Source organism: Nostoc spongiaeforme FACHB-130 (genome assembly GCF_014698475.1).
Lineage (GTDB): Bacteria > Cyanobacteriota > Cyanobacteriia > Cyanobacteriales > Nostocaceae > Nostoc_B > Nostoc_B spongiaeforme.
Genome location: NZ_JACJTB010000009.1, coordinates 81,998 through 97,075, shown reverse-complemented (window position 1 = coordinate 97,075; position 15,078 = coordinate 81,998). Strand labels below are relative to the sequence as shown.

The 15,078-nt window shown below is 36.1% G+C and carries 12 protein-coding genes; 7 read left to right on the top strand and 5 right to left on the bottom strand.

The features are described from left to right. Positions 1-682: 682 nt before the first annotated feature. Positions 683-2,476 (top strand): ATP-binding protein, encoded by a 1,794-nt coding sequence (locus H6G74_RS10105; RefSeq protein ID WP_313888473.1) that lies wholly within the window; start codon positions 683-685, stop codon positions 2,474-2,476. 40 nt (positions 2,477-2,516) lie between these two features. On the opposite strand, the gene H6G74_RS10100 is transcribed toward H6G74_RS10105, so the two are convergent. The 5 genes from H6G74_RS10100 to gloB form a co-directional block, all read right to left on the bottom strand. Beyond that, the gene (locus H6G74_RS10100) at positions 2,517-3,893 is read right to left on the bottom strand and encodes a cytochrome P450 (RefSeq protein ID WP_190967536.1); all 1,377 of its coding nucleotides are present in this window, start codon (positions 3,891-3,893) and stop codon (positions 2,517-2,519) included. Between the two features lie 93 nt (positions 3,894-3,986). Then, positions 3,987-4,610, bottom strand: a complete 624-nt coding sequence (locus H6G74_RS10095) for a Coq4 family protein (protein ID WP_190967535.1) — start codon at positions 4,608-4,610, stop codon at positions 3,987-3,989. 70 nt (positions 4,611-4,680) lie between these two features. Beyond that, positions 4,681-5,106 (bottom strand): VOC family protein, encoded by a 426-nt coding sequence (locus tag H6G74_RS10090; RefSeq protein WP_190967534.1) that lies wholly within the window; start codon positions 5,104-5,106, stop codon positions 4,681-4,683. Between the two features lie 71 nt (positions 5,107-5,177). Further along, positions 5,178-6,275, bottom strand: a complete 1,098-nt coding sequence (locus H6G74_RS10085; RefSeq protein WP_190967533.1) for a DUF2817 domain-containing protein — start codon at positions 6,273-6,275, stop codon at positions 5,178-5,180. Between the two features lie 90 nt (positions 6,276-6,365). After that, positions 6,366-7,139 carry a hydroxyacylglutathione hydrolase gene (gloB, locus tag H6G74_RS10080; RefSeq protein WP_190967532.1) on the bottom strand — a complete coding sequence of 258 codons (774 nt, stop codon included), beginning with the start codon at positions 7,137-7,139 and terminating at the stop codon, positions 6,366-6,368. Between the two features lie 368 nt (positions 7,140-7,507). Here gloB and H6G74_RS10075 point away from each other — a divergent pair, with 368 nt between their 5' ends. The 6 genes from H6G74_RS10075 to H6G74_RS10050 all read left to right on the top strand — a co-directional run bounded on the left by H6G74_RS10075 (position 7,508) and on the right by H6G74_RS10050 (position 15,078). Beyond that, positions 7,508-7,735, top strand: coding sequence for a hypothetical protein (locus H6G74_RS10075; protein WP_190967531.1), 228 nt, complete (start codon positions 7,508-7,510; stop codon positions 7,733-7,735). 66 nt (positions 7,736-7,801) lie between these two features. Next, complete coding sequence (locus tag H6G74_RS10070; RefSeq protein WP_190967530.1) at positions 7,802-9,004, top strand: glycosyltransferase family 4 protein; 1,203 nt, start codon at positions 7,802-7,804, stop codon at positions 9,002-9,004. A gap of 42 nt (positions 9,005-9,046) precedes the next feature. Next, positions 9,047-11,290 carry an ABC transporter ATP-binding protein/permease gene (locus tag H6G74_RS10065; RefSeq protein ID WP_190967529.1) on the top strand — a complete coding sequence of 748 codons (2,244 nt, stop codon included), beginning with the start codon at positions 9,047-9,049 and terminating at the stop codon, positions 11,288-11,290. Positions 11,291-11,643: 353 nt separating this feature from the next. Next, the gene (locus H6G74_RS10060; protein ID WP_190967528.1) at positions 11,644-12,771 is read left to right on the top strand and encodes a glycosyltransferase; all 1,128 of its coding nucleotides are present in this window, start codon (positions 11,644-11,646) and stop codon (positions 12,769-12,771) included. A gap of 76 nt (positions 12,772-12,847) precedes the next feature. After that, positions 12,848-13,720: a polysaccharide pyruvyl transferase family protein gene (locus H6G74_RS10055; RefSeq protein ID WP_190967527.1), complete on the top strand. Its 873-nt coding sequence runs from the start codon at positions 12,848-12,850 to the stop codon at positions 13,718-13,720. Between the two features lie 146 nt (positions 13,721-13,866). After that, positions 13,867-15,078 carry a glycosyltransferase family 4 protein gene (locus H6G74_RS10050; RefSeq protein WP_190967526.1) on the top strand — a complete coding sequence of 404 codons (1,212 nt, stop codon included), beginning with the start codon at positions 13,867-13,869 and terminating at the stop codon, positions 15,076-15,078.

Sequence of the window (15,078 nt, the reverse complement as noted above, 5' to 3'; positions counted from 1 at the left end):
ATATGAGTCTGGATGCACAACTTTGCACTTTAGCAAAATCACTTTTTGATAATTTTTGTGTTTTAAAAATGGTTCATAGAATTATGGCAAAAATCAAGTTGGGATTAACTTCTACGGAGATTTTTTGTATCAATGGTATAAAATTTATTAAGTAAATGATTAAAAATATTATTTCTAAAAATTAAATCTGTTGGGTGAGGTTAAGATATAGAGTAGATTAACAGCAGTTGCATAGCAGGTGATTTTGATTTGACTGGTGAGAAAAAGCTATGTATTCTAGGAAACTTGTATATTGAGGTAGTTAAAAGTTACCCATTGTAATTATCAATATCAAAAACCTTTAATTTCTGTAAATCTTTAGCATCAAGTATCAGCTATTCTGATTCTTGGCTTATTTTCATACAAATTTCAATTTTAATACTTAAAAGTTTAAGCATAATTGATTTTGCTGCCCAAAAACTATGATAGATTTTATTTACTCAAAATTTTATTTAATCAACTTGATGACCATTCTCAAGATAGATGTTTTGCTGAGGTGATAGTCAATAACATTAATATCGGCTAGGATTGATGGTTTCAGTGCAGTTTATAAAATTCTAAAATCATTATTTTATCGACAACTAAATATAGTTTTTGACGAGTTTTCTATAATATAAATCTCCGCATAACTAGGCAGGTAAAAGTGTTCTCTGAAAGGGTGCAGAAGTTAAATAATAAAGATGAAAGCGCGAAAGTAGTGCCGAAGCGCAATAAAAAAAATACGAGCGATCGCAAGTTAATTAATATAACACGAGCCGGCGCTAATCATGAGCTAGAAGCGAAAACCGCTAATCAGTCAAATTATCAAGTGCAGGCAATTTTACAAAAGCTTGCAGATATCTACTTTCGCATTGATACCCAAGGCATTATATTAGAACATCAAGCAAATAAGACTTTTAATTTTATTAACCAAGCAAAAATTACTCCAGGTAAGCAATTATTAGAGTGCTTCCCAGCATCTGTGGCTATTCGCTTTCATCAAGCCATCAATCAAGTTCGGCAAACACAATCTGTAGTTAGTTTTGCATATAGTTTGTATGTAGGCAACAATAAAGCCCATTGTGAAGCTCAATTACTGCCCGTAGAATCAACCGAAATTATTGTGTTGTTGCGCGATATTACTCACATAGTCCAAGAAGCTTTTTTAGAATGTGGTGATCATTTTCGGACTATTGTAGAAAATGCCAACAATATTATTTCAGCCCTCACTCCTGATGGTTTATTTTCTTACGTGTCTCCTAACTGGAGTGAAAATTTAGGGCATGAGGTGTCAGAAGTTGAAGGTCAGCCATTTGCTGCTTTTTTACATCCCAAAGATTTATCAGCTTGTACAGATTATTTCACCAAAGCTTTAATTACAGGTGAACAGCAAGACGCGATTGAATATCGTGTTAAACATAAAAATGGTACATGGCGATGGCACAGTTGCTACTTATCAGCCATAAAAGATGCCAGTGGTAGTATTATCTACTTTTTGGGTATTTGTCACGATATCACAGTCCGCAAACGCGAAGAAATCCGCAGACAGCGGATAGAAAAAGCTTTAAGAAAATCAGAAACTAAGTTTCGCACCAAAACTCAGCAGTTAGAAGAGGCCTTGCGACAACTGCAACAAACCCAGTCTCAACTCATTCAATCAGAAAAAATGTCGAGTTTGGGACAATTGGTAGCGGGTATTGCCCACGAAATCAATAACCCGGTGAATTTCATTTATGGCAATCTGAAATATGCCAATGATTATGTTCAGGATTTATTACATTTAATTGAAATTTATCAACAGCAATTTTCCCCCCGAACACCAGAAGCTCACCAAGAAATTTATGCCATTGATTTAGATTTTATCCGCCATGATTTGCCTAAAGTTCTCGACTCGATGAATACTGGAGCCGAGCGTATTCGCCAGATTGTTTTATCTTTACGCAATTTCTCACGAGTTGACGAAGAAGGTATGAAATTGGTGAATATTCACGAAGGTATTGATAATGCCTTGTTACTGTTGCAAAATCGCTTGAAATCTCAACCAGAATCTACTGGAATTGAAGTGATTAAAGAGTATGGTGATTTGCCACAGGTCATGTGTCATCCTGGACAGATGAATCAGGTATTTATGAGCCTGTTAACCAATGCCATTGATGCTTTAGAAGAAATTGCTATAGCTCACCCACAAATTCAGATTCGTACTCAACTACAAGCAAGCGATCGCATCAAAATTAGTATTACAGACAATGGCCCCGGAATCAACGCCAAAATCCGCGATCGCATCTTTGACCCCTTCTTTACCACCAAACCTGTAGGCAAAGGTACAGGTATGGGCTTATCTATTAGCTATCAAATTATTGTCAAAAAACACCGTGGAGAATTACATTGTGTTTCGACACCAGGAGAAGGAACTGAGTTTGTGATTAGCATACCCATAAAAGTACTAGAAGAAGCTTAAATTAACATTTCTAACATTCTGACTCCCAAATTCTGACAATTTAAAACTTATGCTTCACCATTAAACGCACACCACCAGCAGGTGTGAATACTATGCCACGACGTACAGGTTTGAGGGGAGCTTTTTCTAACAGTTCTAATGAGTAGTGAGAGATGATAGTCGCCAGCACTAATTTCATTTCAAATAAAGCAAACGCCATACCTAAGCAGCGACGATTTCCACCACCAAAAGGCAAAAATTCATAAGGAGAAAATTGGCGTTCGAGAAAACGTTCTGGTCGAAAACGTTCAGGTTCGGGGTAAATATCTGGACGATGATGAGTTGAATAAATACAAGCAGAGATTGTCATGCCTTTGGGTAAATCGTAACCCATCAATTGCATCGGAGCTTGTAAAATCCGCGGCAAACAAAAGAAAACAATTGGATAAATTCGCAGTGTCTCGGAACAGACAGCATTGAGATATGGTAGTTGCGCGATAGTTGTGGGGTCTGCATTTGCAATATCAATAGAGTTGAGTTCTTGCAGCAGTTTTTCGAGGACTTCTGGTTGATAATGAATCCAATATAAAGCCCAAGCTAATGCGATCGCAGTAGTTTCATGGCCAGCAAACAACATAGTCATCAACTCATCACGTAATTCTACATCACTCATGGGTTGATTATTATCATCGCGTGCCGACAAAAGCAAACTGAAGATATCTTCACCTTGGGATTCTGGTTGCTGACGACGTTCTCGAATTTCTTGATAAATTAGCTCATCAAGCTGCTGTCTGCGGCGAATAAATTTACCCCAAGGACTCCAAGCGCCTAAATCTTTTTGTAATGATGGGAAAAATAAGAAAACAACACTTAAAGGTTGATTAAAAGTATCCAACATTTCAATTAAAATGCGTTGAATTTGTTGGTAACGTTCGCCTTCTGTTAGTCCAAAAACAGCACGTAAAATCACCTTCAAAGAAATTTCTTGCATACTCGGACGAGCGAGAAATACTTGTCCAATTTGCCATTGACTTGTGGCTTGAGTTGCAATTTCACAAATCAAATTACCATAGGCTTTCATCCTTTCCCCATGAAAAGGCGGCATTAAAAGTTTACGCTGTTGTAAGTGGCGATCACCATCTAGTAAAACCAAGGAATTGCTACCCAATAAAGGTTGAACAATTTTACCCCCTGAGCCAGTTTCAAATAACTTAGCATCAGCCGTAAACAGTTCTTGAATTGCTTGCGGATGACTAATAATAACTTGTGAGGGCAATCCTAAAAATCTAGAAATAAAAATATCTCCATATTTTTTCTGATGCCAGTCTAGATTTTCAAGTGGTTGGAGAATCGCCCTTGCTGTCTGATACCATGCAGGCTCAATTACCTGTGGTGGTAGTTGATAACTGGTTTGAGAATTTTCTTGAAGAGTAATCATTTGTTATGCTCCTAGTTAGGAAGTTAGTAACGCAGAGGAGTATGAAGTAAGCGCAAAATAATGCAGAATTTGATGCTGATGTAGTGCTAATAATTAGGTTTGTTGTTTTATCAAAACTACTGGTATTCCTAGATTTTTTCGCAATTCATCAATGGGTTCTAACCAATGTTCTTCAAAGCGATAGGCTAGAAGAAAATCTGCGGTTTTTCCTAATTCTTTTCCTTTTTTTAAGTTAGCGAAAATTTCTCTAATTTGTTGAGGTGCCAGAATTGGATAGAGAAACTTTGCTAACCATAAGCTGATTTTTAGAGAATTACTATAATTTTGTGCAGCCGCGAAGGCTAACACACCAATTTCTCCGGCGTAGGTAGTATCAAAGCCAAGTAATACATGGAAAATATCGTGGGTGACAACATAGCGCAAAGCAAATACATTACGTTTTGCCACATCATCTAGTCCGGAACTAATGTTGAGTGGTTGAAGATGATTAGCTTGCATGTGTTCGGCATATTCTCGACCAAAAGAACCTGGAGGATATTGACTTAATTGCTCTAGATTAATTGGAGGATAATAGCCGACTACTGATTGTAATTTAGTAGCAATTTTTTGGTTAATTTCTGCACCAAAAATATCAGACTTAAGAATAGCAAAATCGCCTAAATTACCTGAGTTTTTGTCAGCCCAAATAGCTTGAATTTGTTGGATTTTTTTGAGCATATAAAACTGATATATCAAATATTTCTCCTAATTTTTTAACACTTCTGACTCCTGAATGCTCACCTAATTCTTATTTTTGTTGCTGTGCTTGGGCGATTGTAAAATTAACTTCTTGACCATAAGCAACCTCAAGTTGATAACCATCAGGGTCACGGATAAAAGCCCAATAACCCACAGGCGCACCATAGTCATGCGGCCCTTCTTTTAATAAACCTTCTGATTTTGCTTGCTGACACAGATAATCTACTTCTTCACGGCTTTTACAAGCTACGCCAATATGAAATCCCGATGAAGGTTGGCATTGTGATTTATCTAATTGCAGTAGCACAATCACAAATGGTCGAGTTAAATCACTAATCCAAGCAACTTCAAAATTACTAGTTTCATCAGTGCGGCGATGTACCACTTTCATACCAGCATACTTCTGATAAAAAGTAATGCTTTTATTAATGTCGGTTACTCCAAGTGCAATATGAGTCAAGCCAATATCTGCCATGAGTGCTTCCTTGAACGCATCAAAAATATCTTTTATATTTATGATATTGCGAGTTTCAAGTACGCAGAGTTTTAAATTATTTCTGTAGGAAAGCAAACCTCAATTGCTTTTTCGATTAAATCAAGACCTTTGCACACCACCGTATTCCGCCAAGTCATATCTGCGGGTGCAAACACTTCTTCTAGTCGTTGGCGCGTCCATATTCGAGAAGGGTGTTCTGGTGGAGAATAAAGATAAGCACGATTTTCTGCCCGTAATGCTTCAACAACTTGGATAACTGGGTAAGTCCCAAATTCTGCCGTGAGAAATTTGTAATCACACTGGGGAAACATCGCTTGACACCAAGTTCCTAAACCCCCGCGAATTTTATAAATCTTCCCGTCTGGTTGGTAGGTTTCTACAACATCAGCACCAAACTTTTCGATTAACCATTGGGCTGATGCTGAATCTGGGGGATCATCAATAAAAAGTTTATAAGTCCCCTTTTTACCCAAACCAGTGTGTAAATCAATATGCAGAACGTTTTTGGCATTACCAATCCATCGGAGAAGATTGTCCGCTAAGATTTGATATGTTTTAGCTGGCCTGTGTCCCCCAAAAAATAACCCTTGGGGAAAATCGTATTGTCCTACAGGTAAAGTATTAATTAGAGAGTCAATGCCGTAACGGAAAATAGTAGCGATCGCTTTGATAAAAAACGGTTCAAAAGGCGAAGGTGGTGAAGTTGGGTTAAAGAAGCTATTCAATTCCCCGTACTTTTCTGGACTACCTGTATATTCCTCATGCGGTAGCAGAAAATTACGGTTCAGGTCGATATTTTCTTCATTCCCACGCCTTCCCCAAGCAAACCCATAAGGATTTAAAGCGTGTAACAATACTAAAGCCGTTCTGGAACTGGGACACCAACCAATCAGACGTTCTTCTAACAAAGCACATTGAACAGCCGAACCAAAAAAACCCTCCACCCCATGCAAGCCACTAGAAACAACCAAAATTTGCTCAGGTTGAACGTCTCCTAATATTGCCACATCGATAGTTAAGTCTTCCTCATCCGGGCCTGTTTGGTCAATGGAATAAGTTTCTAATTGACAACCCAAAGCCTGCACCGCCGCACAAAACCGATATCGTGCAGTAGCGTAGTTGGGACTAAAGGCGGAAGCGTAAGACATAGGAAGTGGGGAAGAAGGGGGGAAGGGGGGACAAGGGAGATAAGGGAAGGCGGACAAGGGAGACAAGGGAGAAGAGTTAATGACTACTAGTTAAAACTGATCTTTCATTCCGCGAATGCGGGCGAATGTTTGCACTGCATCGTTACTTTTGGCGGCTGTTTGTAGGGATGGTTGTTCGCAACGCAAAAAAGGATTGGTACGCTTTTCTACTCCCAGCAGAGAGGGGACGGTGGCTTTACCTTGATCGCGAAAAGTTTTTACTTCTGCGTAGCGTTGTTGTAAGTCAGTATTCTCACCATCTACAGTCAAGGCAAATTGTAAATTTTTTAAGGTATATTCGTGGGCGCACCAGACACGGGTATTATCTGGTAGGGAACGAATTTTTTCTAAAGATGAGACCATTTGTGTAGGTGTGCCTTCAAACAAGCGACCACAACCACCAGCAAATAAAGTATCCCCACAAAATAATTCTCCCGGTTCGTCTGCTGTTTGGGGCGGAAAGTAATAAGCAATATGGGCGCGAGTATGGCCGGGAACAAAGATGACTTCCGCAGTGCGATCGCCAAACAAAACGCGATCGCCTTGTTGCAGAAATATCTGCTGTCCAGGAATCCTCCCTTTATCCTCAGCCCCACCATAGACTGTGAGTTTCAGGAAGCGTTGCATTAACTGTTGATTGCCACCGACATGATCATGATGATGGTGAGTGTTGAAAATAGCGACTAACTCAGCATTCAGTTCTGCAAGTTTGTACAGCACTGGTTCGGCCTCGGCTGGATCGACAACTGCGGCAATATTTTCTTGACTATTGTGCAGTAAGAATATGTAGTTATCTGAGAGTGCCTCAAGACGGAATACCCGCATTTCCTCTTAACTCCCTGAAATAATTAATTCTTGGTACTTTTTGAGATACTGTAACCTTGTGGTTTTATTTATTCTAGCGGTTAAATTGCATGAGCTATATTCATCTACAACCGTGCTTATACTGAAAACATCGTAAAAACTCCTAAAAAACTATGATTTTTCTCAGTAAAAATCCTCTGGGAGTATCAGTAAGTCCGAAGTTAGATTGATTGTATTCTTTTTAGTTCTAAAAATCGCTAAAAAGACCGTTATCAACGGGTGTACATATTTGCTATTGACTACCGAAATTAATCTTGAGCTGGGGTGCATTTACCTATACTTCAGTGAACAAATACACCCGTAATTTTTTGGATTTTTCAGGAGAAATAATGAGCGATCACCCGTCTATCTACATTAATGTTGATAGTCAATCAGAAATTGCTATTAAAAAAATCGTAGATAAAATCATTTCGTCAGGAAAGATGAGCCGCCAAGACCATACATTGCTGCTTTCTCATGTATTTGCAAATGGTCAATTCAGCGATAGAGTACGCCGCCAGATTAACCGTATACTAGACGAAATTCAAACAGGGCAGTTAAAATTTATGAACTGGTAGCCTCTGGTTTAGCAGAGCATTGCTCATTTCATATTTCGCTGACAAAGATTACAAATATAAGATATTGTGAGTAAGCAACCAAGCAAAAATAAATTAAAAATCTCAATTCTTGTCAGTGACCTCTCAGGTGCTGGAGCAGGAAGATGGGGAGGCGGAGGTGTTCGTTCTTTTTTATTAGCTCAAGCACTGCAAAAACTTGATCATCAAGTAGAAATTATCGGATTTAATTTTGGTGATGAGCCAGCAGTAATATCTCAATCGGAAATTTTAGTTAGTCAGATTATTGGTTATAAATATCCACAATTTATTCAATCAGCATATCAACTTCTAAAAAAACTAGATGGTGATATTATTTATGCTATGCGACCTAAGCCCACCACTTTCGGTTTAGCTTTGCTGCAAAAATTAAGTAATCATCGACCAGTAATTTTAGATATAGATGATTGGGAATTAAGTTGGCATGGAGGTGAAAAATGGCAATATCGCCCTCCAGCCAAGCAGTTTTTACGAGATGTTCTTAAAAAAGATGGTGCATTAAGATATCCAGATCATCCGCTCTATTTAAAGACAGTGGAAGGTATGGCAAATAAAGCCGATGTGATTACAGTTCATACTCAATTTTTAAGAGAGCGATTTGGCGGTGTTTACTTGCCCAATGGAAAAGATACAAATCTGTTTAATCCTAATCTTTATGATCCTGAAGAAAGTAGGGCGCTTTATGGACTTTCTGGCTATCGAGTATTAATGTTTCCTGGTGCGCCTAGACCATACAAAGGTGTTGAAGATGTATTGATAGCATTAGAAAAATTGAATGAGCCTGATTTAAAGCTAGTAATTGTTGGCGGTAGTCCCTATGATGATTATGATGCTCAACTTATGGAAAAATGGGGGCGTTGGATTATTAAGTTACCCACATATCCTTCTAGCCAAATGCCTAAAATTGTTGCCGCAGCTCACGTTATAGTTGTCCCGCAGAGAAATACGCCAGCTGCTCTAGCTCAATTTCCATTGAAATTGACAGATGGGATGGCAATGGCAAAACCAATATTGGCGACTAAGGTCGGGGATATTCCCGAAATTTTAGGAGAAAACGGTTACTTAGTTGAATCTAGTTGTCCTGAACAAATAGCTGAAAAAATTCAAGAAATATTTCTGCATTTAGATGATGCTAATGAAAAAGGAAAGATGGCTAGAAAAAGATGTATTGAATATTATAGCCTTGATACTATGGTTAAAATTTTATCGCAAATCTTTTCTGATTTTATATAAAACATATTTTATCAAATATTTGAATATTTTAATAATAAGTTAATGACTAATATTAAGCAATTAATAAACTTCACTAAACCTTACCCCTACAGAATTGTCTTAACAATAATGTTGGGATTTTCTGGAGCATTATTTAATGGTATAGGCACAGCAATGCTAGTGCCTATAATTCTAAGAATTGTAGGTCAAGATATAGATTTAACTAATGCACCACCTATTATTAAAGGTATCATGTTACCTTTTAACACTGTCCCGGAGAATTACCGTAATTTAGTAATGGCAGGGGTAATTATATGCACAATTTTTTTAAAAAATGCTGCTGCATACGCTAGTAGTTTATCCTCCAGTTCTGTATCCCGCATATTAATATCAGATATGCGAAAAGCTGGTGTAAAAATATTGCTAGATGTTGATATTAATTATTATACCAAGGCTAAACTTGGTGATTTAATGAATAGTCTGAATTCAGAAATTCCCCGTGCTGCAAATTCGCTGAATAATTTAATTAAATTATTAATTATTGGAATTACAATTTTAGTATTTATATTTTTATTATTATCAATTTCTTGGCAATTGACAATTTGTACAACAGCTTTACTAGCTTTTATTACATTAATCAATCAGTATGCAATTTCGAGATCAAAAAGTTTTGGAAAATTGCTATCTGAAATATCAAAAAAATTAACAAATACTTTAATCGAAACTTTAAGCGGTATTCGTTTAGTAAAGGCAACTGCCAATGAAGAAAGAACATATAACAAAATTAATACACTAATTATTGAGCGGGAAAAAGCTGAATTTAAATCTCAAATTAATTCCGAAATCATTGCACCAAGCAGCGAAGTTGCTGGAGTGATATCTTTATTAATAATTATACTTATAGGAAGAGCATTATTTGCAGATCAACTAGCTTCATTATCAACAGTTTTACTTACATATTTATTAGTGCTGCTTAGACTACTACCTTTTGTGTCACAGTTAAATACTCTCCGTAGTAGTTTTGCTAATAATTCTACTAGTGTAGATATTGTTGCTGACTTTTTACGACGTGACAATAAGCCTTTCATGCTCAATGGTAAAGAGATATACACAAAAATAGAGAAAGGCATACATTTTAATCAGATATCTTTTGCTTATCCCCAACATGAAAAGTTGGTATTAAAAGATGTAGATTTATACTTACCAAAAGGTACAACTTTAGCTTTGGTAGGTACTTCCGGTGCAGGTAAATCAACTTTAGCTGATTTATTACCGAGATTTTATGACCCTATATCTGGTTGTATTACTATCGATGGGGTTGACTTGCGTCAATTTGATATACAATCTTTACGAAAAGCAATGGGTATCGTTAGTCAAGATACTTTTCTGTTTAATAACTCAATCAAAAATAATATCGCCTACGGTAAACCAGATGCCAGCGATGAAGAAATTCTCATAGCAAGTAAACGTGCTAACGCCTACGAGTTTATCTGTAAGTTACCCCAAGAATTTGAAACTATGGTAGGCGATCGCGGTGTGATGTTATCTGGTGGACAGCGCCAACGTCTAGCTATAGCTCGTGCTTTGCTGCAAAATCCTGAAATTTTGATTTTAGACGAAGCAACAAGTGCATTAGATACCGTTTCTGAACGTTTGGTACAAGGTGCTATAGAGGAACTCAGCCGCGATCGCACAACTTTAGTGATTGCACACCGCCTTTCTACCGTACAAAAAGCTGAACAAATTGCTGTATTCGATCAAGGACGTGTAGTGGAATTAGGAACCCATGAAGAACTTTTACAACAAGGTGGTTACTATTCACGTCTCTATTCAATGCAATTTGGTGAACAGGAAGAAACCTCAAAACAATCTAATCTAGCTTTTATTCGTGTCTCCTATGAGATTAGGACGCGACTAAATTCTATGATTGGTTGTTTAAGATTGTTAATGGATGGACTGATAGATGATGCTCAAGAACGTCAAGAACTCTTAAATGAAGCATACAAGTCTGCATTAAAAATTATGATTCACATTGAGATTTTTGAAGAAACTATCAGATTACAAATTACTTTACATTCATCTTCATTGGTAGCACAAAAAAATAGTAACGATAAAAATGATATTGATTTGATGCAAAAATTTGAGCAATTTCCAACCCAAATAAATAATATTCTGAGTGATTTAGTTTTACTTACAGATGGTTTAGTAGATAATAATGAAGAACAAAACAAATTAATTACTGAATCTTATAATTTGGCTATTTATTTATTAGATAAGGTCGAGTTAATAGAAAAAATAAAATTATAAAATAAAAGGCTTTATAGTTTATTAATCAAGTAAAAATAAAATTCTGGTATTGGACTGTCTATACTAAAATGTTGCATTAAAATTATCTTGTAGGATGGGCTAGAAGCTCGTTCAGTGTGGACAAGATGCCCACAAACCAAGAACTAATTTTTGCACTACTTTAGGATTGACACGCCACTACTTGAGATTTACTTTATAAATCATCTCTGAGATTAAAAAGTAAACAGTAAAGTTGTTAATTTATACTTGTAAATCGAAACTGATTCTTACATATGAATTATTAGGTGTTCGCTACCTTGACGCTTATTTTTATACTGGATAATATTAACTATTATCTGTCAGAGTATTAATTTATGAAAAAAATAGCTGTGTACTACCCATATTTTATGGGTGGTGGTGCTGAAGCAGTAGGGCTATGGATTATTCAAGCATTAAAAGATAAATATGATTTAACTTTATTTACCCTTGGAAAAATTGAACTTGATCGATTAAATTCGATGTATGGAACTAGTTTATTAAATGAAGACATTAAAATTAAAAATCTTCTTCCTGCACCTATCACCAAACTTTGCTACTTCATGATGGCTAATAGCAAAGATATTAGAATGGCTTTTTTTCATCTTCTAATCCGCTTTTTTAAACAGCATAGTCAGCAATATGACTTAGTTTTATCTGCATATAATGCAATGGATATGGGTCAAGTTGGTATTCAGTATATTCATTGGATTAAAGTTCTTGAGGGTAAAAAAATCCATCGAAAAATATCTAATTTCTCTGAAGAGCAAATTTTAAAAAATATTTCTATAGTAAATTCTTATTGTGTTGCAGATATTACTAAAAAAATCTATGGTATTGATGCCAGGGTGGTGTATCCTCCTGTTGTCATTGATGTACCGAATCTAGCATGGAATGAAAAAGAAGAAGCATTCATTTGTAGCGGTAGAATTGTTAAAGCGAAAGAACCACATAAAGTAATTAAAATTCTCCGGCTAGTTCGTGAACGAGGTTTTGATATTAAACTTCACATCACTGGTGGAGGAGGGGGTATTTATGAATGGCAGTACACGAATTTAATGAAAAAATTAGTGTCTGAAAACTCATCATGGATAACTGTACATAAAGATTTGCCTTATAAAGAATATGTCAAAATTCTTTCTAAATGCAAGTATGGAATTCACTTTAAGAAAGAACCTTTTGGTATATCGATTGCAGAAATGGTGAAAGCTGGTGCTATTCCCTTTGTGAAAAGTGAAGGTGGGCAAATTGAAATCATTGGTCAGCATAATGAAGAATTATTTTTCAATACAGAAGAAGAAGCTGTAGAAAAAATCATTGAAGTTTTAAGTAATTCAGATAAACAAAACAAGCTGATTGAATCTTTAAACAATCAAAAAAATTTATTCTCCACTCAGAAATTCATGTCGGAGATTAATGAAGTTGTCAACGATTATTTAAATCACAAAGTTGAGTTAACACTATAGCTATGTTGGTTTTTATATCAATTAGGTAAATTAGAGATAATTTAATGCTAGTTTTAGTTCTTAAATGAGTGCTTGTATGAAATCAATTATCAATTACCATGTCATTGATTCAACCAACATAGGAGATTTATTTTCTGTTCCTACAAAATATTTTAATTTTCCTGGATATACTGTTGAGCAAGCTGATATCAGAACCATCAACCTTGAAGATGCAAGAGATAAACACATTATTGTAGGTGGAGGTGGACTACTATATTCTCCATTTTTGCAATCATTTTCAAAGCTTGTTGAATCTCAAGCAGGTACAAAATTAATCGCTTGGGGTATTGGTCAGCAACTCTACGGTAATTCTTATACACTCGCAGAATTACAGAACTTTAACTATTCTCAATATCTGGAAAACTTTGATTTAATTGGCGTTCGAGATTTCGTCAATAAATATAATTGGGTTCCTTGTGCTAGTTGTATGCACCCAGCTTTCGACAAAAAAAGAGAGATCAAACATGAATTTGTAGTTTTTTCTCATAAAAAATTCCAAATAAAGATTCGGGATTTTCCCAAAATGACTAATAATAATCAAAATATTGAGGAAATTTTAGATTTTTTGGGTTCTGGTGAAACCATATTAACAAGTTCTTATCACGGAGCATATTGGGGGACTTTACTGGGAAGAAAAGTTTTATGTTTTCCATTTAGTAGTAAGTTTTACACACTCAAACATACTCCTGCAATCTTGCCTGTACAAAAGTGGCTACAACAAAAAATTAAGTTTTCACTATTTGGTAAAACTTTTTTTGAGTTGTATTATAAAAATAAATTTTTTTGCAAAACGGATGATTGGCAGAATTATCTAAAAGACTGCAAAGCTTACCCTGAAAGCCTTAATGAATATCGAGAACGTAATCATTGGTACTACTCTCAAATATTAAATACTTTAGCTAATTCGTAACAATATGATTTCCAAGTTACACAGTCTACTAGGTTGGGATTCTCCATAAAATCAATTGCTTACCGATAAATTTTCGCATGAATACTAACAATTATGCAAGAAATCATAGCTCAAATAGAAAAACTTGAAGACAAAATCTAACCATTATGAAAACAAAAATTTTGCCAAAAAACTATAACTTCTTTTTTCTGGAAAAATTGCCTGAACCTACAGCTTCTAGTGTACAGGCTGCTAACGCCGCCAATGGAGCAGCTAACTTAGGTTGTCCGACAGTTTTGATTTATCCTCAGCAAGGATTGCAAGCAATTAATCTGATTCATTTGTTGCGTCCTTGCCAACCACAAAAACCACCAGAAAGTGTTATTAAATATTATAATTTCCAAGATAAATTACAAGTAATAAGGCTACCAATGCCTTGGCCTATTGATCACTGGAAAACTAAATTCACTAACTCTAACACTGTCGCCACCAAGTATTATTTTCCATTTTATATCCGAGCAACTACGAAAATTGTTCATGCTTGGAATTGGAATTTTATCAAAGCCGCAATAAAATATGGGATTCCGGCAATTTATGAGCATCATCACCATGAAGATAAGCAATTTGAGCCAGAAATAGTAAATCATCCTTTGTTTCAAGTTGCTGTGACAGTTGCAGATACAGTCCGCGAAAGTATGATTCAACATGGTATGCCACCGGAAAAATTGATTAAAATCCATAATGGATTTAATCGTTTATTTATGCAGAGACAGCCCGAAAAAGCAGCAGAATGGAGGCAAAAATTATTGCAAAATCAGCGATCGCAATTGGTAGTTTATGCAGGAGCATTAAGGAAATTTAAAGGCATTGATATTTTAATTGATGTTGCTAAACAAATGCCTAATGTCCAGTTTGTCTGTGCAGGTGGTGAAGCAAAAGAAGTTGAGCATTATCAAAAATTAGCCCAATCTCAACAGGTAGATAATATCACCTTCTTGGGTTATGTTCTCCATAATGAACTAGCTTCTTTATTACAGGCTGCTGATGTTTTAGCTCATCCCCATTGTTCTGGGCCAGCATCTACTTTTACTTCTCCCTTGAAACTCTTTGATTATCTAGCTTCGGGAAACCCCATTGTTGCTACAGAAATTATCTCATTAGAAGAGTTCAAAAATACGCCAGCGATCGCGGCTTGGTGTGAACCAGATAATCCACATCAATTTGCCGCCGCCCTGCAAAAGGTTTTAGAAACTCATCCTAAAAAAGCTGATGGTTATCCAGAAATTTTGGAATTTGTCAAACAGTTTTCTTGGGAAAATCGGGCTGCCAAAATCCTCAGTTACGTTGAGGAGCGTTTTCTGCCGCCCATGATGACTTAA

Excerpts from the sequence above, each read along its gene's own strand:
- H6G74_RS10050 (WP_190967526.1), top strand. The coding sequence starts at position 13,867 with ATGAAAACAAAAATTTTGCCAAAAAACTATAACTTCTTTTTTCTGGAA.
- gloB (WP_190967532.1), bottom strand. The coding sequence starts at position 7,139 with ATGCGGGTATTCCGTCTTGAGGCACTCTCAGATAACTACATATTCTTA.
- H6G74_RS10095 (WP_190967535.1), bottom strand. The coding sequence starts at position 4,610 with ATGCTCAAAAAAATCCAACAAATTCAAGCTATTTGGGCTGACAAAAAC.
- H6G74_RS10090 (WP_190967534.1), bottom strand. The coding sequence starts at position 5,106 with ATGGCAGATATTGGCTTGACTCATATTGCACTTGGAGTAACCGACATT.
- H6G74_RS10075 (WP_190967531.1), top strand. The coding sequence starts at position 7,508 with ATGAGCGATCACCCGTCTATCTACATTAATGTTGATAGTCAATCAGAA.
- H6G74_RS10060 (WP_190967528.1), top strand. The coding sequence starts at position 11,644 with ATGAAAAAAATAGCTGTGTACTACCCATATTTTATGGGTGGTGGTGCT.
- H6G74_RS10065 (WP_190967529.1), top strand. The coding sequence starts at position 9,047 with ATGACTAATATTAAGCAATTAATAAACTTCACTAAACCTTACCCCTAC.
- H6G74_RS10085 (WP_190967533.1), bottom strand. The coding sequence starts at position 6,275 with ATGTCTTACGCTTCCGCCTTTAGTCCCAACTACGCTACTGCACGATAT.
- H6G74_RS10055 (WP_190967527.1), top strand. The coding sequence starts at position 12,848 with ATGAAATCAATTATCAATTACCATGTCATTGATTCAACCAACATAGGA.
- H6G74_RS10100 (WP_190967536.1), bottom strand. The coding sequence starts at position 3,893 with ATGATTACTCTTCAAGAAAATTCTCAAACCAGTTATCAACTACCACCA.